Genomic DNA, 19,466 nt, shown 5'->3' with positions numbered 1-19,466 from the left:
AATATGCCATTGAATTTGTGATAAAAAGGCTGCTGTGCGGCCTTTTTTATTAAAAAATAATTAATTATTGCCTTAACGGCGCGACAATCACCTGACCTTGCGCAGTTTTCGTCCCTCTAAAAAAGTCGTTGCTATTGAGTGATAACATAATACCTTTACTGAAATTATCCCCTAGTCGGTACCAACGACGCTCACCGGATGTATTCGAAAATGAGCGAAAAGCGATGGGAAACACCTTTCCTTGCGTAAAATCAGTTTGCTCAGCAACATCATATGCAAACATGTTAAATACTTCCTGTACCCCTTCCTCAAGATACTGACGTAACGGCTGACCATTATCCGCTAGCCATGTCTTAGCCTGTTTTGTAGCGAACGCTTGCTCATCTAACGGCTCATTAACTGCGGCTAAAGCTTTGTCACGCTTTTTAATCTCCCTTAAACGTTCACGCATGCCATCAGGCAATTTGGCATACTTGGCATTAATTTTCGCAAGATACTCCTGCTTTTCTTCTTCGGTGCGGAGTCTATCCACATAAGGATTCGATTTTGATTGGTATAGGAAGCGGTTTTGGTAAAGCAATTGCGGCTTTGCCCCTTTAACTGCACCTTGATACAGTTGGACCTGTAACAATACATGCAGCATTGTGTTATCCGGTGTTAAGCTGTATTCCGGTGTAAGGATAAGCGCAGTATCATCTGGTGCTAATCCTAAGGTTTTAATTCCTTTTGAAGGCCATTCATCATAAACCTTCACTTGATTGTCAGCCAATTGAGGCAAGGTCGTAATCAACATTTGGTACTGCTTCTCATAGGCCTTTTTTAAGATATCGCCCGCAAGTAACTCTCTAATTTTTGTTATCGCTTCTTCTGCATCAGTCTCTCGGGATTCATTAATTGCAGCCTCAGTCAAACCGACAATTAAACCGCCAAGCGCCCCTGCAGTGACACCCGCTGCAGCTAACGTACCATCAGACGTGCCATATAAGTGATACTGAGCTCCTAATTTTTTATTCGATAAATCAACGACTAATTGTGCATTATTGAGCTTTTCTTGTTGGTTAGTATCAAGGTTTACCTTGTAGGGGACTATGGTACAGGCCGATAAAGTGCTCACAGCCAATATCACCAGTAAAGGGGTTTTAAACATCAAGACTTTCATTTCAACTCCTTGTAATAAATATTTTTATTTTTCTCTCACCACACAAAACTGAATTTGAAACAACTGTTCAAGTCCAGGATAGATCTCGTTAATCACCCGACGAAGCTCAGAGAGTGACATATTTTCCTGCTTGGCATGTTGATCTGACAGATCAGAAAATAAAATAGGCACGACATCAATAATATGGATATCACAAAACCAGCGGTCGGTTTCGAAGGTTGAAACGGGAAGCGTTTGACCTGCAATCACATGGGATTCCGTTTCATCACGCAATGTAATGGTTTTAGTGCCACTTAATATATCGTGCTCAAAGCGCTCAAAAAAAGTGATTTTAGTTAATAACACACATCTTCCTCGGCTCAGGATATGAGCAATAAAATAACAGTAGAGTCAATTTTTCAAACTCATAATGCTAGGCAATATAATGGCTTTTGATCCACACTGACAGCCTACACCGCAGAATTTGCAGCATTTGTCGTGTGAAATACTAACAGTACCGTTTGAGTCAAATTGTTATGCTAACGCCATATAGCAAAACTAGTTCCCAAAGAGTAGCCGTTGTTTTCGACAAAATTCAGCAAAACATGGTCAGTTCGCTCAGATTGAGTTAGAATCCCGCCTCAATTGAGCCCTTGGCCTCATATTCCTGCGCGTAGCGGGTGCGAAACGAAATTAGAGACGTCATGAACAAGAAACAAAAGATCATCAAGAAAATAGCTAAACGCGCTAAGGCCAGACTGAATAAAGTCGACCCAGTGACTATCGGCTCACCTGCAAAATCAGGTTACATCTCTAAGGCTGATCGCGCAAAAATGGCGGCATCAGAAGCCGCGACTGAACAAGTCGAAGGCCAACAAGACACGCCAAGTATTGAAGAATAAGCAGTACCGAAGAATAAGAAGCTCAGCAGAATAGTTTTTTAGCGGCGTATTTTGGCATTGTTAGCTTAACTAAATGAAGTGCAAACGCCGTTTCAAACAAAATGCCACAAGCAATCTTGTGGCATTTTGTTTTTCAGCATTCCCATCATTAGCAGCTTTCTGACTGCTCCTCATTATTAAGAGCTCATTTTTTATCTGCGTTCTTGCCCACAGCTTCTACACGGCACAGCTAAGCCACATAACGTCAATTAGGCTTTTTACCCTCGTCTAAATAGGGCAATACGGGCTCATTTTCTTGCTCCTCCGTTAATTGCGCCATCTGCACGCACGAGGATGAAAGCGGATTGGTCGCACTCGGTAAGTTCTGTGCAACACAATTAGCGATTTCCTCTTCCTCACTCAGTACGACATTGCAGGGGATAGCATTCGCAGCATCAAGATTAGGCGCGGCTGAAAACTGTGCCTGCGCCGCCACTTTATCCACTAAACGATAGGCAACCCATACACCTAATGTGCCAAACAAAATAGACCCTAAAATTTGCCCAATCAATACACCGTAAACCCCGCCCCAAAGTGCACCAAAATACACAAAGGGCACTGTGCCTAAAGTGGCTTTACCTACGTTAAATAGCGTGGAATATTTGGCCTTGCCAAGGTTATTAAAGGACGCATTCGCCACGAATAAAATCCCCGAAAAGATAAAGAATACCGCGATATAACTGCAGAAAAAGTGAATAAGATCAGCACTATCGCCCTTCATATCAAACACACTGACCAAATGTGACTTAAGCATAAACAGCAGCAAAGACATTACCAGCACATACACAGTACAAAACTGAATCGCTCGCGTTAAACTCTCACGTACTCGGTCAAACTGACCTGCGCCAAAGTTTTGCCCAACAATAGGTCCAATCGCGCCAGAGAGTGCAAAAATCATCCCAAAGGCCACAGGGATTAAACGCCCCAATACTGCCCAGCCTGCCACATAAGCATCACCGAAATCGGCGATCGCTCGGGTCACAAAGGCATTTCCGATGGGAGTTGCCACATTGGTTAACATCGCAGGGCCTGCAATGGCAAAGATGGGCTTAAGATCGGCGATAAAATGTGCCTTATCGAAATGGCCTAACAATTTATGCTTAACCACCACACCGCGAGCTGCAATCACAAATACCGCCACCCGCGCTAAAACGGATGCCAATGCAGCGCCTTCAATCCCCATGGCGAACATGAAGATAAAAATCGGATCGAGTACCGCATTAACGCCGCCCCCCGCTAAGGTCGACATCATAGATAACTTTGCATCACCCACAGCGCGCAAAGCTCCGCCGAGCGCCATTGCAAGACAGATAAAAGGCAAGGAAGGCACGAGAATATACAAATAGCTCGCAGCAAGTTCTGCCGTATGACCACTCGCGCCTACTAAGGCAACTAGCTCAGGAATGAAGGTGGTGACCACTGCCGCCACCAGCACACTGATCAGTGTCGTCACAACCGCGCTATTGAGTAATAAGCGCTTTGCCAACACCACCTCTTTTGCGCCAATCGAGCGAGACACTAAAGCCCCTAATGCAATCGATAAACCAATTCCAATCGATGTGGTAAAAAACGAAATACTCCCCGCATAGCCCACAGCCGCCGCGAGTTCATGCTCTCCCAATAGGCTCAGGAAAAAGATATCCAGTAAATCCACGACAAATAAGGCAGAAATCCCTACCGCGGCGGTCGAACTCATCACTAAGATATGGCGTAATATGGGGCCTTCAACAAACTTGGCTTGCGTCATACGTGTCTTTTACCTACAAAAAATAAAAAGTGTTCGCCGAAGTCATCATGAAACGCCTTTATCAACGGGCACATCCAAGCTATCTAACTCACATCCACAACGACTACAATACATGGCATCAATATCATGACCTGTCTTATGGCATTGATTACACGAGCGTAAATCTCGATGACGCCCTACTTCTTGGGATATCTCGGCGGTTAAAATCCCCGTTGGGATTGCGATAATAGAGTAACCAATCAGCATAGTAAAAGCCGCAATCGCCTGACCTAATCCGGTTTTCGGGGTAATGTCACCGTAACCGACTGTAGTAATAGTCACAATTGTCCAGTACACAGATTTAGGGATTGAACTGAAACCATTATCTGGCCCTTCAACCACATACATTACTGAACTCAGTACCATAACGATCAAACTGACCGAGAAGAAAAACAAAAAAACCTTACGACTCGACTGCATCATCGCCCTAAGTAGAACATTTCCTTCACTCAAATAACGCAGTAATTTGAGTACGCGGAAAATCCTAAACAGCCTAAGTATCCGGATAACTAAGGTAAAGTTAGCGCCAGGGATCAGCAACGCCAGATAACTTGGCAATACCGATAACAAATCCACTAAACCATAAAAGCTGCGAGCATATAACACAGGATGAGTCGCGCAGTACAAACGTAGGCCATATTCAATCGTAAAAATAATGGTGAATACCCATTCCAACACAGAAATAAGCTGGCCGTATTCGCGATGGAATATCTCTACAGTGTCGAGGAACACTAAGCCGACACTCAACACAATACACACCATGAGGGCGATATCAAAATAGCGGCCAGCAGGAGTATCAGTGCCAAAAATAATGGTACGTAATTGACGTTTTAACAGACTTTCGGATTCGATATTCTCAGACATACAAACTTTTACTTCCTTGCAACAAACTGACTAACACAGGGATTACAGCATAAATATGCCACGAGTCTGCCATGCAATTGCACCTAGCTCAAAATTATCTACTCACAGTAGGATAAAATTGCGGTATGATGCCGAAAAAAGCCAACAACCTGTGTTTATTTTCGAGGACTCCATGCGCGCCACCCTACTTTCCACATTGACATCTCTCACTGTGACTATCGCGGCTCTCGTTTCACCCGAATTACATGCCTCTGGCATGGGTAAAGTGGATCTGGTGGTGATCACTAAATCCGAATCCAGTATGGCTTTATTACGCGATGGCAAAGTGCTCAAACAATATCGCATCGCCATGGGTGACCTACCCGCTGGACACAAATTAAAGGAAGGCGATCAACGCACACCACAGGGGCGTTATACCCTAGATTATAAAAAGCCTGATAGTGCTTATTATAAATCGATCCATATTTCCTATCCTAATGAAGAGGATAAACTCAGAGCCAAAGCCTTAGGCATTAGACCCGGAGGCATGATCATGATCCACGGCCAAAACCCTAAGTCGTCACTGCCGCCAGAACAAGCCCAGCAATACAACTGGACTGACGGCTGTATCGCGATTACCAACGCCGAAATGGATGAAGTGTGGAAAGTAGTCGATGAAGGAACGCCGATTGAGATTTGGCCTTAATCTTAGCCCGCTTCCTAATGGCAAAATGCCAAATAGATAATTGAACGATATCAAACACGCCCAGCTTAATGGGCGTTTTTATTTAACCTTTTAAAGCATGATGTTAGTTGTAATAGTCTCGGTCATTTACTTAAGGGATAAAACTAACGCCAATAGAAATGCCTTGGAGTATTTATGCCTAAATTCAACGAGCCTGTTGCGCCGCACAGTGCAAACCTCAGCTATGAGCAATTAATCCAAGGCTGGCCAGCCTTTGAAGCACAAATTGTCGCTTTCCTTAAGACCTTAGATTTAACAGATAAAGCACTGTTTTGCGATCACGTGGCATTACGCGTTAACTCTATCGCCAGTGCCAATGCACTGAAAGACGCCTTTAGCCGCATAGGTAAAATCATTTCAGACAACATCATCAATGGCCGTACGATTCTGATCATCGAGCTAGACACGCCACTCACACTCGGTCAATTTAGCATTGCCTGCGTCGAGCTTCCCTATCCTAGAGATAAAGTTTATCCACAGGAAGGCTGGGAGCACATAGAGTTAGTTATTGATTCTAAAGCCAAAGATTGCGATACCTTGAGCCAAGATTTACTGGTCTTATGTCCAACACTCCGCTCTTTACTCAACCTAGGACTGAGTCCATTGCCGCAATCTGAGCAGACAGCTGAATCAGAGCAGTCAAGATTACCAGACTTGCCATCCCTTGCTGAGATTAAGGTCAAGATGAGCTCGCCCAAAGGCGATAAAGAACGTTTAGCCAATCCAACTATCGCCTTTAAACGCGGCAATGTGTGCATTAAAGTGCATCCCCATGGCATAAAAGCGGTCATCGCGAGCGAACAAGTATCTGAATGTTAAGTCAGACTTAAACTCAAGCAGATAAAGCTGAGCTTAGATTTTCATCGGCACTTGCCTTAGCTAAAACCTACGACAGTACCTGAGTTAACATCTGAGTTGATGACAATTTAATCAGATTCAATATTCTCGTTATTTTTAGGTCAGTTTTTTGGTAGTTTTGTCAAAAATCGCCAAAATTAAATCTAAAAAACAGCATATTTAGCGTAACTTAGGACGTATAACTCGCAGATGCCATCAGGCACAAATTATCGTGTCCAGTAAATGGATGCTATGTGCAAACAGAGGATCGCCAATGAAGCCACACAAGAACGAAGCACAAATATTGAAGTTCGCCATGGAAATCGGCGTGGGCTATGCCAAAAAACGCGGATATGCAGACTTTGACAAAGGCATCTCACCCAAAGACAAAGTGGAATGCATTTATCGTTTATTGGTCACCGACAACTTAATCCAGCCACTGGCCAAAGATAAAGAAGATGGGCCAAACATGAAACATAAACTGATTTTATGGATCACCCGCCAACTGCCTGCTGATCATCCACTATTGAAGTAATCTTTTTAGGCGACTCGGTTAAAAATGATTATTGGCAAGCGGACATTTGAAGCTAGCCTAGAAAGAAGCCAACTCACTATGTGTTCACGATAAGGATCACCATTAAATGGCGCATTATTGCGCCATTTAAGTGAGCCAGAGTTGAATATCGAACCTAGCCCTTTTTGGCCGCTTTGTTGGCTTTCTCATTCGCTAGCACTGTTGCCATTGGCGGCACTATGGTTGTAGGGTCGAGGCGCATTTGATACCAGTTCACTCGCCAATCTAAGTGTGGGCCATTTGCACGGCCTGTTGCGCCCACCTCTGCAACAGCTTGGCCTTGCTTAACCGCTTCACCCGCGTTGACGTACAGCTTACTCAAGTGCAAAAAACTCGAACTCACGCCATAACCATGATCGATCACCATAGTCCCGCCCGAATAAAACATGTCAGGCACAGAAAGACTAATAACACCATCGGCGGGTGCGACCACTACAGTGCCGGTTTTCGCCGCCACATCCACCCCAAAGTGTGGATTACCGGGTACATCATTATAAATACGTTGGCTACCATAAACTCCGGAAATACGCCCCGTCAGCGGCCAAATAAACTCCTGTAAAAAGGCCGTTTGCTCGCTAAATGTTGCCCGCGCCGCTTTCACCTGCGCCGTGTCTTTCGCCGCTCTTTCCTGCGCGACAGGATCAGGCTTCATAATCTTCGAGCTAATGCCCTTTACACTTTGAATATCGTACTCTCGCTTGGTTAAGGTTAAAGGCTTAACCTCAGTCAAACCATCGGGATAAACCAAGGTTAGCTGCTGGCTCAGTTCACCGTCACGATCAAAACCAAAGGCAAAATGACCATCAGGCGTGACCTTGATGGCTTCACCATTTAAGCTAATCTGAGTGCCCGCTGGCGCTTGACCCCGCATTAATGCGCCTTGCTCTAACTTACCCTGTAAACTCACCTCAGCTTGTACCTGAGGCGCAATGAGCACTAGGCCCAAAGTGAATAATGCCGATAAGCAGCGCACTGGATTTGAACTTAGGGGGGCTCCACCGTGAGATAAAAATTGCGATACTTTATTTCTCAACATCTTATTATTTTCCAGCATCTTAGTTTCCAATATCCTAGTTTCCAACATCTTCAAAAAATCCTTATCGATGGGCAATAGGGATCAAGACCCACTAAATACATTCATCGCGACACAAAACGCAACCGAATTCAATCAATGCCACGTTAACCTAACGCACCATAAAAATCGATTCTGCAAACCCACATCCCTGTCGTAATCTCAGTTCAGCCTATGCTAAAAACACACAAAAAAGCCCCGATAATCTACCGAGGCCTATTAAATCCGTGATTAAAAGGTGAATAGTTTAAGTCCATTCACTTATATCAGCTCGTAGTGCCTATCCCTTAACGACGATCGCGCCCTTGCCAACACCTTCAAACGCCACCACTTTAAACTGACTTCCTGGCACTTTAGCGACTAATGTCGTGGCAATATAATCGGCTAACAACTCAACCGTCGTGTCGTGGGGAATTAAATCACAGCATTCCTTTGGCATTGCCAATTGGAAATCCCCTTGGGGGGCTTGGTAATGAAAACCATAGTGGCTGTCATCGGTTATCCGCGTTTGCGGCGAAAGATTAAGGGTCTTAACTGAAACCAAGTCTTCTTCACTGCCTAAATAAATATCGTGCCAACGTTTGGCCCAATACTCATCCCACTTAGCTGCTGGACTGCCATTTTCATAAACGTGAATAGGACTACGATGCCCATGGGCGATACGCTGACAATTACCATCGTGTTTACGTAAACCATGGCTGTAATGGTAATAAGGCGTATCGAGGATTTCGTGTCTCAAGGTGAGCGTGATCCCTTCGACATTCTTAGGTAAAGCTTCGCGCAATGCTTTCTGTAAAAAGGCATTCACGCTGGGAATATCAATCTCTTCGGTCGGCACTAAGGCAAAGGCTTGTGAAGGACAGGCCAAATGAATTTCACCTAGCTGACTATCAAAATCCATCCATACTCTATCGCCCTGCTGTTGCCATCGCACACTGCTGCAGGCCGTAGGCACTAATAAACGATGATCGGCCACCGCATCTATGGTCTGCTTGATCGTACGTTTGACTTTAGCAAAATCGAGTACCATGTTTTGCTCGTCTAATCCGCCTTCTAGCAGAACATCAACAATCCAACTCTCCCCCACCATGCCGCGCTTTGGGCACAAATAGGAAAAATCGATCACAGTTAAATCTTTGACAAACAATTGCATTAACGCTCCTCGGCAGAAAAACAGTCCACCTATATAATTTTATAGCACCGCTTGGCGATGGCCGAGCATGCTAACTTGAGGCACTCAACACGAGTTAACTCAACATGAATGGAGATTCTAATCAATTCCGTCTGTTGTCGCGACAAATGAATCCACTCGGCCCAATATTTTGTATCAGATGTTTGTATCAGATGTGTGTATCAGGTAGTCGAAAATCCAGCAATGCAACTCATTGCAACCATCAGGTACCGATAGGCAGAAAGCAACAATGCATCGACCTTGTCGATTAACAGATAAAGCCTTAACAGAAATACCACTCAACCTAGCAAAATAACAACGTAAAAACAGCGAATTAGATCGCAAAAGCTTAATCCGCAACAGCGATAGACCCAATCGAAACAAAGCATTATCACTCAGCATTATTAACCGCTAGCATCCCTGTTAAACCATACAAAAACCAAGGTTATATAGGGAGAAATAAGATGACTAAACTTACATCTATCGCCATTTTCATCGCAGGTATGTTAGCCAGTACCCATGCTATCAGTGCAGAACCCATCGAAGTCATTACAGCAGCCAAGATCACTGAGCCTGAAAAAGTTGAATTAGGTAAAATGCTGTTCTTCGAACCCAGACTGTCTAAATCTGGTTTTATCTCTTGTAACTCTTGCCATAATTTATCCACTGGTGGTGTCGATGCACTGCCAACGTCTATTGGTCACCATTGGCAGGAAGGCCCAATTAACTCGCCCACAGTGCTTAATGCCGACTTTATGCTGGCTCAATTTTGGGATGGTCGTGCCAGTGATTTAAAAGAACAAGCCGCGGGCCCTATCGCCAACCCGAAAGAGATGGGCTTTACCCATGAACTCGCAACTGAAACTATCGCCTCTATGCCCGCCTACCGAGCGCACTTCGCCAAGGTCTATGGCGATGAAAAAGTCACAATTGACCGTTTAACCGATGCGATTGCCACCTTTGAAAAAACCTTAGTCACCCCTAATAGCCCCTTCGATCAATATCTTCTGGGCAAGCAAGAGGCCATCAGCGCGAATGCCAAAGCGGGTTACCAACTCTTCAAGGATAAAGGTTGCGTGAGTTGCCATAACGGCCCCGCTGTCGGTGGAACCATGTATATGAAAATGGGACTCATCAAACCGTTCCACACCAATAACCCAGCAGAAGGTCGTAAGGGCGTCACAGGTAAAGAAGCTGATAAATATGTGTTTAAAGTGCCGACACTACGCAATATTGAGCTCACCTACCCCTACTTCCATGATGGCAGCGTCTGGACCTTGGAAGAAGCGGTGAATACCATGGCAGACATTCAATTAGGGCAAAAACTCTCTGACCAAGAAGTGAAAGAAATGGTCGCCTTCCTTGAGTCCTTAACGGGCGAACAGCCGCAAATCACGCTACCTATTTTGCCACCATCGAATAAAGATACGCCACGTCCTGTGCCATTTAGCTCCAATAATTAACATAGGCAACGAGTCACTGACTAAGAAGTACTCACTTAGCTGTACTCACTTAGCATAGACACTAAGTCAGCGCGACTTAGTTAACAAAAAGGCCGAGAGTAAAAACTCTCGGCCTTTGGTTATTCTTTCGCTTAAAAAACGATAGATTAATTAAGTACTATTCGCCTTTAAGACGACGATCAAGCTGATCTTTTAAGTTTGCTGGCACACCTTTGATTAAAATCGTGTCAGAGATGGGATCGTAAATCACCCGTTGGCCTAAGTGACCGCCGTCAAAACTTAACGTTACGCCACCACCCGTACCAGAAAACTTCTTCAATTGGCGCAGGGTCGATTTATCGGCCGGAAACTCTTCATCAAGATCATAACTGCCGCCACGGGCAAAATCATAGAAGGAGTCCATACCTTGATCGGCTAACTCATCGGCCAAGTCTTTGATCTCAATGTCAGCGCCTTCATCGAAACGCTCACTACAGTATTCAAACACTTTATTACGGCACTGCTGACGCTCGTCTTTCGTCAACTCACTACTGGCAACAAAATCTTCAACCGCATTCATTAAGGTTTTGTTTTGCGCCTTAGTGTTGACGCCTTCTACGCAGCCCATAAAGTCGAGGAAAAAGTCGGCGACTTTACGTCCCGCACGGCCACGGATAAAGGAGATGTACTTGCGAGAATCCTTATCGGCTTGCCACTCAGTTAAATCGATACGCGCCGCGAGTTGGATGTTATTTAAATCCAAATGGTTATTTTGCGACAGTTCCATATCGTCTAATACTGTCATTGACGACTTAGCACTTAATAAAGCCACAAACAAATAATCGCTGGTGATGCTGGTATAGCAAGACATCAACAGGAAACCGCCTTGACTGAAGTCGTACTTTGACAATTCTTCTTGCAGTAATTTACTGGCTTGACCGGAAAACTCCACAAACCCTAAATCGCCGCCACGGTATTGAGTTAGCGCATTGGCAAAGGCGGGGTTCGCCTCACCGTCGTCACCATGGATACCAAAATAGCCAAAACCTTTACCAGCCTTTCCCGTATATGTCTGATGCAACTCGTCGAGCATCACCTCGACCGCCTGACCGTTCAGCAGAGGTTGAGGACGCAAACGGCAGCGTAATTGCCCCTGGCTGTCCTGAGAAATCTCGTGAATAATTGCGTGTTCGATGTTAATACTCATAAGCCCTGATAGTGATACTGGGATAAATCCGCTATTATATGCCGCTAATCCATTCCAAAGTGAAACATTTTTTGATTATGGCAATCCAATCGAAATACTCAAACACCCAAGTTGAATCATTAATCGCCGAAATATTGGCTGTGTTAGAAAAGCATAAAGCACCGACTGACCTGAGCCTGATGGCATTGGGTAACTGCGTGACTAACCTGCTAGAACGTAAAGTGCCCAGCGAATCGCGCCAAGCCGTGGCCGAACAATTTGCAAAAGCACTCGCACAATCGGTTAAATCCCAGTAAGTTAACTGGGTAATAATCATCAAAAGAATATAAGATACAAGGCCTTTTAGGAATAAGCGGATCACTATGGTCGAGCGAAAAAAGCAAATGAGCCGCGATCGGGTTTCCCGGCTCATCAACTGGGGGCATTGGTTCGCCTTCTTCAATGGCTTATTAGCCATGATAGTCGGAAGCCGATACCTTGGCAGCGTAGGTTATCCAGAAACTTGGTATGGCTGGTTTTATCTGAGCGTCAGCACTATTGGTCAGTTTAGCTTTCTCGCCTTTATCGCCTATTTGATCTGCCTATTTCCACTAACCTTGATATTGCCCTATTCAAAGATATTAAGAGGTGTCGCGGCGGTGATCGCGACCCTAAGTCTTTGTATCTTATTGTACGATACCATTGTTTACGCCGATTACGGCATGCACTTGAGCCCCTTCGCCTTCGATTTAGCTTGGGCGGATCTCAATGCCCTACTCCGTGGTACTTCTTATATCGTCACACCGCTGGCCATCATCGCCATTGAACTGACCATGGCCAATTTTTTGTGGAAACGCATAGAGAAAATCCAAAAACTCAATTTAGGCAATAAAGTTATCACCTTAGTGTGTATCTGTTTTATCAGCAGCCACTTGATCCACATTTGGGCCGATGCCGCCGATATCACCGAAATTACCCGTTTCGACGATACTTATCCTTTATCTTATCCCGCGACTGCTCGCTCCTTTATGGAAAGTCACGGTATCGATGGTTCATACCAAGGCGATGACGTCAATCACAACACCAGTATACTCAGCTATCCAGAGCAGCCACTCACCTGCCAGGCCGACACGAAAATTAACGTGTTGATGATTACCATAGACAGTTTGCGGGCAGATATGGTCGATGGTAAAAGCATGCCATTCCTACACCAATACACTGAAAATAATCAATCTTTTACCCAGCATTTCAGCGGCGGCAACCAATTTAGAACGGGCATGTTTTCGCTACTCTATGGCCTGCAAGGCAGTTATGGCGATGCGCGAATTTTTAATAGCACCAGTCCTTTACTGACAAGAAGTTTTCAACAAGCAGGCTATGAATTGGGGCTTTTCCTCCCTGAAACCAATCTCAATTTGCGTTCATCACAAGCGATGTTTAATGACTTTAATCCTGTCGTAGCCAAAGAAACCAATGGCAGTGCCGATGCCGATTTGCACACAGTGGCCAGTTTTAACGAGTGGCACAGCATCCAACATAAACCTTGGTTGGCGCTCGTTAACTTAAAAGCGCCAGAAAATTTTGATACTCCCGTGGGTTTTCTGGGTATCGAAACAGTGAAAGCCAATACCGACCTTATGCCAGCGCAAAAAGTACTGTTTAATCAATATCGCCAATCTCTGTATTTTGTCGATCAACAACTCAAGGCGATGCTGGCCAATGTGTCTAACGACACCTTAGTGATTATCACTGGGGTCAATGGCAAAATGTTCACCAGCAATAGTGATGAAGCTAATCGCAACCTGTCACCACAGAGTGTCAAAGTGCCATTAGTGATCCACTGGCCGAATACTGGCGCTTCTAAGGTCAAATACCGCACCAGCCATTACGGCATTGCGCCGACTTTAATGACCCACGTGCTAGGTTGCACCAATAACACGACAGATTACAGCGCTGGCCGCAGCCTATTACAACCTGACAAAGAAACGTGGATCTATATAGGTGATAGCCGTATTTTTGCTATCTATCAAGAAGCAGAAGTGACAGTGATTGACCGCCACGGTAAATATCGTATTTACGATGAAAACTATGAACATAGGCTCAATAAAAAAATGAGCGCGCCTGAATTGATTGAAGTGATGCGTGAAGGTCGACGTTTCTATAACCACTGAGCTTCATCATCTTAGTTAAAAAAGCCCCATTCCTACAGGATTGGGGCTTTTTTATTCCCTGGCGACTGGATGAATACGAAATGCACGAAGCTTGGATTTAACTGCGTGGGTTGAAGGGACAGCGTAGCGAGTCTCTTGTAGCTAAGCTAGTCTCTTCTGATGGACCTTACCTGCCACTAAAGCCAAAAGCCGCTATCTTTAGATAACGGCTTTTTAAGGCTTAGGTTTAAATCAACTCAAGTCACTCTACAATCAATCGGCTTTAACCGTAGAGTAGCGTGCTAACCAATGGGCGTAGGAAGCGGGTAATACCCAAGATGGGCGCGCAATTTTCAAGGTTTGCGCCGCTTGATACGGCCAATGTGGATTCGCTAAAAACGCTTTACCTATCATCACTAAATCCATTTGTTCATCTTCAATGGCCGCATTAGCTTGATGTGGATCATCCATACCCCAAGACGTCGCAACAGGGAACCCCACTTCTTGACGAACCCGCGCTGCAATAGGCGCCAAAAATGCCGGACTCCATGGAATATTTGCCGTTGGGGTCGAGAAGCAAATGCTGACGTTCAGCATATCGAGCCCCGCTTGCTTAAATTGCTTCACCAAGGCTATCGATTCCGTCAGTGTTTCTTCATCTTTATGGTCGAATTCAATCACACCAAATCGCGCCGTTAAGGGTAAATGCGATGGCCAAACGTCTCTTACCGCGGCAATGGTTTCTAACAAAAAGCGCCCCCGCCCTTCGGCACTGCCACCGTATTGGTCGGTGCGTTGATTGGCATAGGTTGAAAAGAAGCTTTGGGCTAAATAACCGTGGGCGAAATGCAGTTCTAACCATTCAAATCCTGCCGCTAAAGCACGCTTTGCCGCCGCCACAAAGTCGGCTTTAACCCGCTCAATGTCCTCAATCGTCATAGCGGTAGGCACTTTAGGTAAGTTTGCGCCAAATGCGACAGCTGATGGTGCAATCGGTTGCCAACCTCGCGCGTCATCATCGGCAATATGATCATCCCCTTCCCACGGGATATTGGCACTCGCTTTACGGCCTGCATGACCAATCTGAATGCCTGCAACAGCACCCGCATTTTTAATCGCACTAGCCACTTTTGCTAAGCCTTGTGCTTGTTCATCATTCCATAACCCAAGGCATTTGGGGGTGATACGGCCTTCAGGAGAAACCGCAGTGGCTTCAACTACGACAAGACCGGCACCGCCACGGGCAAGGCTAGTGTAATGCACCTGATGCCAGTCGTTAATGAGTCCATCTGTGGCTTGGTATTGGCACATGGGTGCAACGGCAATACGGTTTTTGAGGGTGATGTCTTTAAGTTTGAAGGATGAAAATAGATCGGCCATGGTGTTTCCTGTGTCTATTAAGATCAAAAGGTATTTGAATACTGAATGACGACAGACTAGTCTTATCGTGCCATAATTAAAAGCACGTACAGATTATAGATTTGATAAATTTTACTTATGACAAATCCACAGTGGTTACACACCTTTAGCGTTCTAGTCGAGAAAGGGAATTTCACCCGCACCGCCGAAGCTATAGGTATCACCCAAGCGGCTGTGAGCCAGCATATCAGTCGCTTAGAAGAAACCTACGGCACACTGTTTTTACGCCGCACCCGCCAGCTTGAAATCACTCCCATAGGGGAAAACCTGCTGACCTACGTTAAAGAAGTTGAATGCGCGCAGAAACGCCTACAACAGAAACTTATCCATGATGACGCCAATGCCGGTGATATTAGCCTTATCACTCCAGGTAGCATTGGTTTAACGCTTTTTCCACTATTAATCGAATTACAACAAGCCTTTCCGGCGTTAAGCATTCGCCACCGTTTTGCACCTGATAGTGAGATAGTGGCCTCAGTGTTGGCCAATGAACATGAAATCGGCATGGTAACCTTAAAACCTTCCGATCCTCGTATTCACAGCACACATTTTACCGAAGAGCCGCTTGAACTTGTGGTACCTGCAAGCCATAAACAACATGAATGGGCTGATTTACAACGGCTAGGGTTTATCTCCCATCCCGATGGTGAGGCCATGGCGACTCGGCTGCTTAGCCGTAAATATCCAACTCACCCCGGCATTCAAGAGATCCCCTGCAAGGGATTTACCAACCAAATCAGCCTCATTCTCGAACCTGTAGCAAAAGGGCTAGGATTTACGGTTATCCCGCAATACGCCCGCAAAGCCTTTGAACGACAAGAAGATATCTATGTTGTGGAATGTGGCAGCCAAGTTGTAGACACCATTTGGCTTATCCATCGTGCGGAATGGCCCTTATCGCGCAGAGCCCAAAAAGCGATCACATTTTTAAAGGGGAAAATATAAAACCCCATTAAAAAATGGGGCTCGACACAGGTTGCCACACAGGAATAGTCAGCGTTAGCAACGGATACATAAGACTCAGAGGCTATTGATTAATATCCAATTCATTATGGATCAATACCACGCACTGAGAAGCAAACAACATCTTAGGCCCTAGGCTAATCTTTTGCGCGCCGAGTCGTTTCAAGGTATTAAAACTTTTCTTCGGCATAGGAATATGATCGGTCAGCAAAAAGCACGGATTCCCCACAAATTCTTGCTCACGGATTGAAGTGCCCTTCTTATCCATCATAAACAATTGATAATCCACCGCGAGGTCCTGTACCAGCTTTTCAAAACTGATGGTGCTCACAGTAATGCCCTCGTCAACAACACGGGTTTGCTCCTTCGTCATACCCCGAGAAATATCTAAGGCTTTGGCAATTTTAGTGAGCAAAGCTTGCTCGTGAAAACCACCAATATGGCAAATATTTCGAGTATCGAAGCAAATAGTGCGGGAAAAATCATGGGTACTTTCTAGCACCAAATAAACGACAACATCGTTTCGATGGGACTGAGCCACAAAGATAGTGTTCATCAGGGTATGAGCTAAAATCTCGGTATGCGCCTCTTGGCCGACAGAAGCCAAAAACAACTGACTGTCAGTAGGTGCTGATCTTGCTCGTAAAACAAACGCGCGCATAGGTAAATGTCCTACTCAATAATGTCTTAAATGCTAAATGGCGGATGCATATAATTTGTGAAATTGACAATTTCGCCTTGAAAATTTTTGCCTTTGGCTGTACCAAAATCAGCCTAATCACTCGAACTTGAACCTTAGTCGCAAGCAGCGTTAATCATATGGGCAGCGAAAAGGTATAAAAAACAAAACCCGTATAGCAATGCTAACACGGGGTTTTGTTTTACTTAACTGCTGGTTATTTTAATGATTAAAACAAACTAACAAAAAGCATCTAATTTGATCGGTCTGAGAGGATTCTAACCTCCACCCCCTGACACTCTATAACAGTAAATCGCTTAATCATAACCTGCTAAATTTAAACATAAATCATGTGATTTTGCACGTTTTAATTACCTCAACAATTTATGTACACTTACACGCAAATGCGATATCAAGGCTACAAATACAACAAATTGAGCGTATTCAAACAAAATAACATCCCATTAGTTGTAATCAATATCGGATAACAACCAATGGGATCTAGGGAATACCTACAATCCCTGCATTTTCCCGATTCAGCAATGTGCTCTGACGCGGTAGCCATACGTGCAGGAATCACTCAGCATGTCACCTTTCCTATAGATAATTCCAGCATCAGGACATAGTTAAGGAGGTCCTAAACCAGCTTTAACAGGCCAAGAAAGGACGAATATTGTTCCTCCATGGCCCGATGGCTGGCAAACCACGTGGCCGCCGTGAGCTTCAGCAATTGTTTTAACCACTGCGAGGCCGAGTCCACTGCCACCACTTTTCCGAGAGCGAGACGGATCAACTCGGCGAAATGCCTCGAATATGTAGCTTGCTGCTTCATCAGGAATACCTGGGCCTTCATCTTCTACGGTTAGATAACAGCTTGCCCCCACGCTGTAGAGTCTTACAGTCAAAGTGCCAGGATCAGCATGCTGGCGTGCATTTTCCAGCAGCGCCATCAACGCTTGACGTATTCGTATAGCATCACAGTAAACTTTAAGTCTTGTATCGAGTTCCTGCTTCAGTATGAATCCCTTAGCGTCTAACACCGCAGCGAAAGTCTCAATCACCGCACTAAGTTCCTCGGCTAAACAGACCTCATCCCGCTGTAACTCTAGATGACCACTGTCATTGAGGCTCAGCACTCGTAAATCTTCGATCAGGTGATTAAGGCCTTCAACCTGCCGTAACAGTCCCTCGAAGAGCTCACTGCTGGGGCTAAAAACGCCTTCCGCTAATCCCTGCAACCGACCACGCAGAATGGTGACAGGGGTACGGAGTTCGTGAGCGATTGCCGCGTTCCAAAACTCCCGCTCGCGAGTCATATACTCTAGGCGCTCGGCCATAGCATTGAAGTCACTCACCAATTGCGCCGTCTCCCCCATCGCATGTTGGTCCATTCGCGCACGCGCGTTAAGCTTGCCCTGGGCGACTTCGCGCAGGCTATATGCCACAGAGTTAAGAGGAGTAAGAATGCGCCGTGACAGGCGAATGGCAACAAATAGCGCCATCCCCAACGCGGCTATGATAGTGCAAACTATCCATAGCATCTCCATCTGAGAAGGCATCCAGGTTTCAGATATACTGCCTGGCAGGTAGGCTACTGCAATGGCATAGAATACATAGGAGCCAAACACTGACAGGAAAATGATGCCTAATGTCATTACCGCTAGGGACTGGATAATTTGCCTGCGCAAACCCGGTGTTTGCCTCATACTTCACCACCAAAGCGATAGCCAACCCCCCAGACACTGAGCGGCACTCCTTGAATACCGAGGGCTTCAAGCTTTTTACGTAGCTTACTGATATGACTGTCTACCGTTCGTTCCTGAGTATCGCCCTCAGGCAAGCAATTAATTAACAGCTCCTCACGGCTAAAAGCACGTTTCGGTGTTCGCATCAAGCAAGCGAGCAGTTTGAACTCGGTCAAGGTCAGATCCAGTGCCTGCTGCTGACCGTTACAGATTACGCTAGCCTCGTGGCTGTCTAAGTCGATTTGGAACTGGCCGACGCGCAACATTTGGGTATTTATAGGCGTGTTAGTGCGGGCGCGTCGCAGTACCGCCTGCACCCTAGCCACCACTTCGGCGGGATTGAATGGTTTAACCACGTAGTCGTCAGCACCGAGGCGTAACCCCATTAATTTATCGATATCTTGATCAAGCGCGGTGAGCATGATCACCGGCGTGTCACCACGGGAGCGAATTTCATTCAGTACATTCCAGCCATCGAGATTCGGCATCTGTACATCGAGCAGCAATAGATCGGGCTTAAATGCTTGGTGCATAGCTAGCGCTTGGATACCATCGATAGCATGTTGAGTTCGCAGCCCACTGCGCTGCAAATAAGCGATAAGGATATCGGCAATCTCTGCTTCATCCTCTGCAATTAACACCAGTGCCGAAGTCATAGAACTTACGGACGCATTGAGATTAGCCATGGATTGCCCCAACGTTAAAATTGCTGAACTTTATCATCCCCTCCATACATTCTCCACAATGTCTCGAATAATTCGCAATACTGACTCGT

The 19,466-nt window shown here is 45.4% G+C and carries 19 protein-coding genes; 8 read left to right on the top strand and 11 right to left on the bottom strand.

The annotated features are described in order from the left end of the window. Nucleotides 1-64: 64 nt before the first annotated feature. Together RA178_RS09915 and yqfB are read right to left on the bottom strand one after the other, a co-directional pair. Entirely contained in the window at nucleotides 65-1,159 is a 1,095-nt protein-coding gene (locus RA178_RS09915; protein WP_306685272.1) for a hypothetical protein, read from the bottom strand. A gap of 24 nt (nucleotides 1,160-1,183) precedes the next feature. Then, nucleotides 1,184-1,504, bottom strand: coding sequence for a N(4)-acetylcytidine aminohydrolase (yqfB, locus tag RA178_RS09910; RefSeq protein WP_028759694.1), 321 nt, complete (start codon nucleotides 1,502-1,504; stop codon nucleotides 1,184-1,186). Between the two features lie 338 nt (nucleotides 1,505-1,842). Between yqfB and RA178_RS09905 the strand changes: the two genes are divergently transcribed. After that, a complete protein-coding gene (locus tag RA178_RS09905) occupies nucleotides 1,843-2,040 on the top strand; it encodes a DUF2986 domain-containing protein (RefSeq protein ID WP_028759693.1) in 198 nt (65 codons plus the stop codon). A gap of 244 nt (nucleotides 2,041-2,284) precedes the next feature. Here the strand turns inward: RA178_RS09905 and RA178_RS09900 are convergent, their stop codons facing one another. Together RA178_RS09900 and RA178_RS09895 are read right to left on the bottom strand one after the other, a co-directional pair. Further along, a complete protein-coding gene (locus RA178_RS09900) occupies nucleotides 2,285-3,826 on the bottom strand; it encodes an MATE family efflux transporter (RefSeq protein WP_131523308.1) in 1,542 nt (513 codons plus the stop codon). Between the two features lie 45 nt (nucleotides 3,827-3,871). Then, nucleotides 3,872-4,729, bottom strand: coding sequence for an ion transporter (locus RA178_RS09895; RefSeq protein ID WP_306685271.1), 858 nt, complete (start codon nucleotides 4,727-4,729; stop codon nucleotides 3,872-3,874). 172 nt (nucleotides 4,730-4,901) lie between these two features. On the opposite strand from RA178_RS09895, the gene RA178_RS09890 reads away from it, so the two are divergent. The 3 genes from RA178_RS09890 (at nucleotide 4,902) to RA178_RS09880 (ending at nucleotide 6,825) form a co-directional block, all read left to right on the top strand. Further along, the gene (locus RA178_RS09890; RefSeq protein WP_028759690.1) at nucleotides 4,902-5,414 is read left to right on the top strand and encodes a L,D-transpeptidase family protein; all 513 of its coding nucleotides are present in this window, start codon (nucleotides 4,902-4,904) and stop codon (nucleotides 5,412-5,414) included. Between the two features lie 174 nt (nucleotides 5,415-5,588). Continuing rightward, a complete protein-coding gene (locus tag RA178_RS09885) occupies nucleotides 5,589-6,272 on the top strand; it encodes a VOC family protein (protein ID WP_306685270.1) in 684 nt (227 codons plus the stop codon). A 292-nt stretch (nucleotides 6,273-6,564) separates the two neighbouring features. Further along, complete coding sequence (locus tag RA178_RS09880; protein WP_006081993.1) at nucleotides 6,565-6,825, top strand: DUF5062 family protein; 261 nt, start codon at nucleotides 6,565-6,567, stop codon at nucleotides 6,823-6,825. Nucleotides 6,826-6,979: 154 nt separating this feature from the next. Here the strand turns inward: RA178_RS09880 and RA178_RS09875 are convergent, their stop codons facing one another. Together RA178_RS09875 and RA178_RS09870 are read right to left on the bottom strand one after the other, a co-directional pair. Further along, entirely contained in the window at nucleotides 6,980-7,918 is a 939-nt protein-coding gene (locus tag RA178_RS09875) for a M23 family metallopeptidase (RefSeq protein WP_371135010.1), read from the bottom strand. A gap of 298 nt (nucleotides 7,919-8,216) precedes the next feature. Beyond that, nucleotides 8,217-9,089, bottom strand: coding sequence for a 6-carboxytetrahydropterin synthase (locus RA178_RS09870; protein WP_105252704.1), 873 nt, complete (start codon nucleotides 9,087-9,089; stop codon nucleotides 8,217-8,219). 482 nt (nucleotides 9,090-9,571) lie between these two features. Here RA178_RS09870 and RA178_RS09865 point away from each other — a divergent pair, with 482 nt between their 5' ends. Continuing rightward, entirely contained in the window at nucleotides 9,572-10,570 is a 999-nt protein-coding gene (locus RA178_RS09865) for a cytochrome-c peroxidase (protein ID WP_306685269.1), read from the top strand. A 157-nt stretch (nucleotides 10,571-10,727) separates the two neighbouring features. Here RA178_RS09865 and yejK read toward each other — a convergent pair whose 3' ends face one another. Then, nucleotides 10,728-11,756: a nucleoid-associated protein YejK gene (yejK, locus tag RA178_RS09860; protein ID WP_006081997.1), complete on the bottom strand. Its 1,029-nt coding sequence runs from the start codon at nucleotides 11,754-11,756 to the stop codon at nucleotides 10,728-10,730. Nucleotides 11,757-11,833: 77 nt separating this feature from the next. Here yejK and RA178_RS09855 point away from each other — a divergent pair, with 77 nt between their 5' ends. Both RA178_RS09855 and RA178_RS09850 read left to right on the top strand, forming a co-directional pair. Further along, nucleotides 11,834-12,052 (top strand): YejL family protein, encoded by a 219-nt coding sequence (locus RA178_RS09855; RefSeq protein ID WP_011847036.1) that lies wholly within the window; start codon nucleotides 11,834-11,836, stop codon nucleotides 12,050-12,052. Nucleotides 12,053-12,118: 66 nt separating this feature from the next. Further along, entirely contained in the window at nucleotides 12,119-13,906 is a 1,788-nt protein-coding gene (locus RA178_RS09850) for a DUF3413 domain-containing protein (RefSeq protein ID WP_306685268.1), read from the top strand. Nucleotides 13,907-14,158: 252 nt separating this feature from the next. Here the strand turns inward: RA178_RS09850 and RA178_RS09845 are convergent, their stop codons facing one another. Continuing rightward, nucleotides 14,159-15,265 carry an NADH:flavin oxidoreductase/NADH oxidase gene (locus RA178_RS09845; protein WP_263148935.1) on the bottom strand — a complete coding sequence of 369 codons (1,107 nt, stop codon included), beginning with the start codon at nucleotides 15,263-15,265 and terminating at the stop codon, nucleotides 14,159-14,161. 117 nt (nucleotides 15,266-15,382) lie between these two features. Here RA178_RS09845 and RA178_RS09840 point away from each other — a divergent pair, with 117 nt between their 5' ends. Then, nucleotides 15,383-16,249, top strand: coding sequence for a LysR family transcriptional regulator (locus RA178_RS09840; RefSeq protein ID WP_306685267.1), 867 nt, complete (start codon nucleotides 15,383-15,385; stop codon nucleotides 16,247-16,249). 82 nt (nucleotides 16,250-16,331) lie between these two features. Here RA178_RS09840 and trmY read toward each other — a convergent pair whose 3' ends face one another. From trmY to RA178_RS09825, 3 genes are all read right to left on the bottom strand, one after another. Next, nucleotides 16,332-16,928 (bottom strand): tRNA (pseudouridine(54)-N(1))-methyltransferase TrmY, encoded by a 597-nt coding sequence (gene trmY / locus RA178_RS09835; protein ID WP_006086220.1) that lies wholly within the window; start codon nucleotides 16,926-16,928, stop codon nucleotides 16,332-16,334. 644 nt (nucleotides 16,929-17,572) lie between these two features. Continuing rightward, on the bottom strand, nucleotides 17,573-18,652 hold the full coding sequence (locus RA178_RS09830) for an ATP-binding protein (protein WP_306685266.1): 1,080 nt from the start codon (nucleotides 18,650-18,652) through the stop codon (nucleotides 17,573-17,575). Continuing rightward, a complete protein-coding gene (locus RA178_RS09825) occupies nucleotides 18,649-19,377 on the bottom strand; it encodes a response regulator (RefSeq protein WP_306685265.1) in 729 nt (242 codons plus the stop codon). The genes RA178_RS09830 and RA178_RS09825 overlap by 4 nt, the downstream gene beginning before the upstream one ends. Nucleotides 19,378-19,466: the final 89 nt, after the last annotated feature.

Source organism: Shewanella oncorhynchi (assembly GCF_030848765.1).
Lineage (GTDB): Bacteria > Pseudomonadota > Gammaproteobacteria > Enterobacterales > Shewanellaceae > Shewanella > Shewanella oncorhynchi.
This window is presented reverse-complemented; position numbering and strand designations above follow the sequence as displayed.

Coding starts and splice junctions, on each gene's coding strand:
- RA178_RS09890 (WP_028759690.1), top strand. CDS start 4,902: ATGCGCGCCACCCTACTTTCCACATTGACATCTCTCACTGTGACTATC.
- RA178_RS09885 (WP_306685270.1), top strand. CDS start 5,589: ATGCCTAAATTCAACGAGCCTGTTGCGCCGCACAGTGCAAACCTCAGC.
- RA178_RS09875 (WP_371135010.1), bottom strand. CDS start 7,918: ATGCTGGAAAATAATAAGATGTTGAGAAATAAAGTATCGCAATTTTTA.
- RA178_RS09905 (WP_028759693.1), top strand. CDS start 1,843: ATGAACAAGAAACAAAAGATCATCAAGAAAATAGCTAAACGCGCTAAG.
- RA178_RS09895 (WP_306685271.1), bottom strand. CDS start 4,729: ATGTCTGAGAATATCGAATCCGAAAGTCTGTTAAAACGTCAATTACGT.
- RA178_RS09855 (WP_011847036.1), top strand. CDS start 11,834: ATGGCAATCCAATCGAAATACTCAAACACCCAAGTTGAATCATTAATC.
- RA178_RS09865 (WP_306685269.1), top strand. CDS start 9,572: ATGACTAAACTTACATCTATCGCCATTTTCATCGCAGGTATGTTAGCC.
- trmY (WP_006086220.1), bottom strand. CDS start 16,928: ATGCGCGCGTTTGTTTTACGAGCAAGATCAGCACCTACTGACAGTCAG.
- RA178_RS09870 (WP_105252704.1), bottom strand. CDS start 9,089: ATGCAATTGTTTGTCAAAGATTTAACTGTGATCGATTTTTCCTATTTG.
- RA178_RS09880 (WP_006081993.1), top strand. CDS start 6,565: ATGAAGCCACACAAGAACGAAGCACAAATATTGAAGTTCGCCATGGAA.
- RA178_RS09900 (WP_131523308.1), bottom strand. CDS start 3,826: ATGACGCAAGCCAAGTTTGTTGAAGGCCCCATATTACGCCATATCTTA.
- RA178_RS09840 (WP_306685267.1), top strand. CDS start 15,383: ATGACAAATCCACAGTGGTTACACACCTTTAGCGTTCTAGTCGAGAAA.
- RA178_RS09825 (WP_306685265.1), bottom strand. CDS start 19,377: ATGGCTAATCTCAATGCGTCCGTAAGTTCTATGACTTCGGCACTGGTG.
- yejK (WP_006081997.1), bottom strand. CDS start 11,756: ATGAGTATTAACATCGAACACGCAATTATTCACGAGATTTCTCAGGAC.
- RA178_RS09850 (WP_306685268.1), top strand. CDS start 12,119: ATGGTCGAGCGAAAAAAGCAAATGAGCCGCGATCGGGTTTCCCGGCTC.
- RA178_RS09915 (WP_306685272.1), bottom strand. CDS start 1,159: ATGAAAGTCTTGATGTTTAAAACCCCTTTACTGGTGATATTGGCTGTG.
- RA178_RS09845 (WP_263148935.1), bottom strand. CDS start 15,265: ATGGCCGATCTATTTTCATCCTTCAAACTTAAAGACATCACCCTCAAA.
- RA178_RS09830 (WP_306685266.1), bottom strand. CDS start 18,652: ATGAGGCAAACACCGGGTTTGCGCAGGCAAATTATCCAGTCCCTAGCG.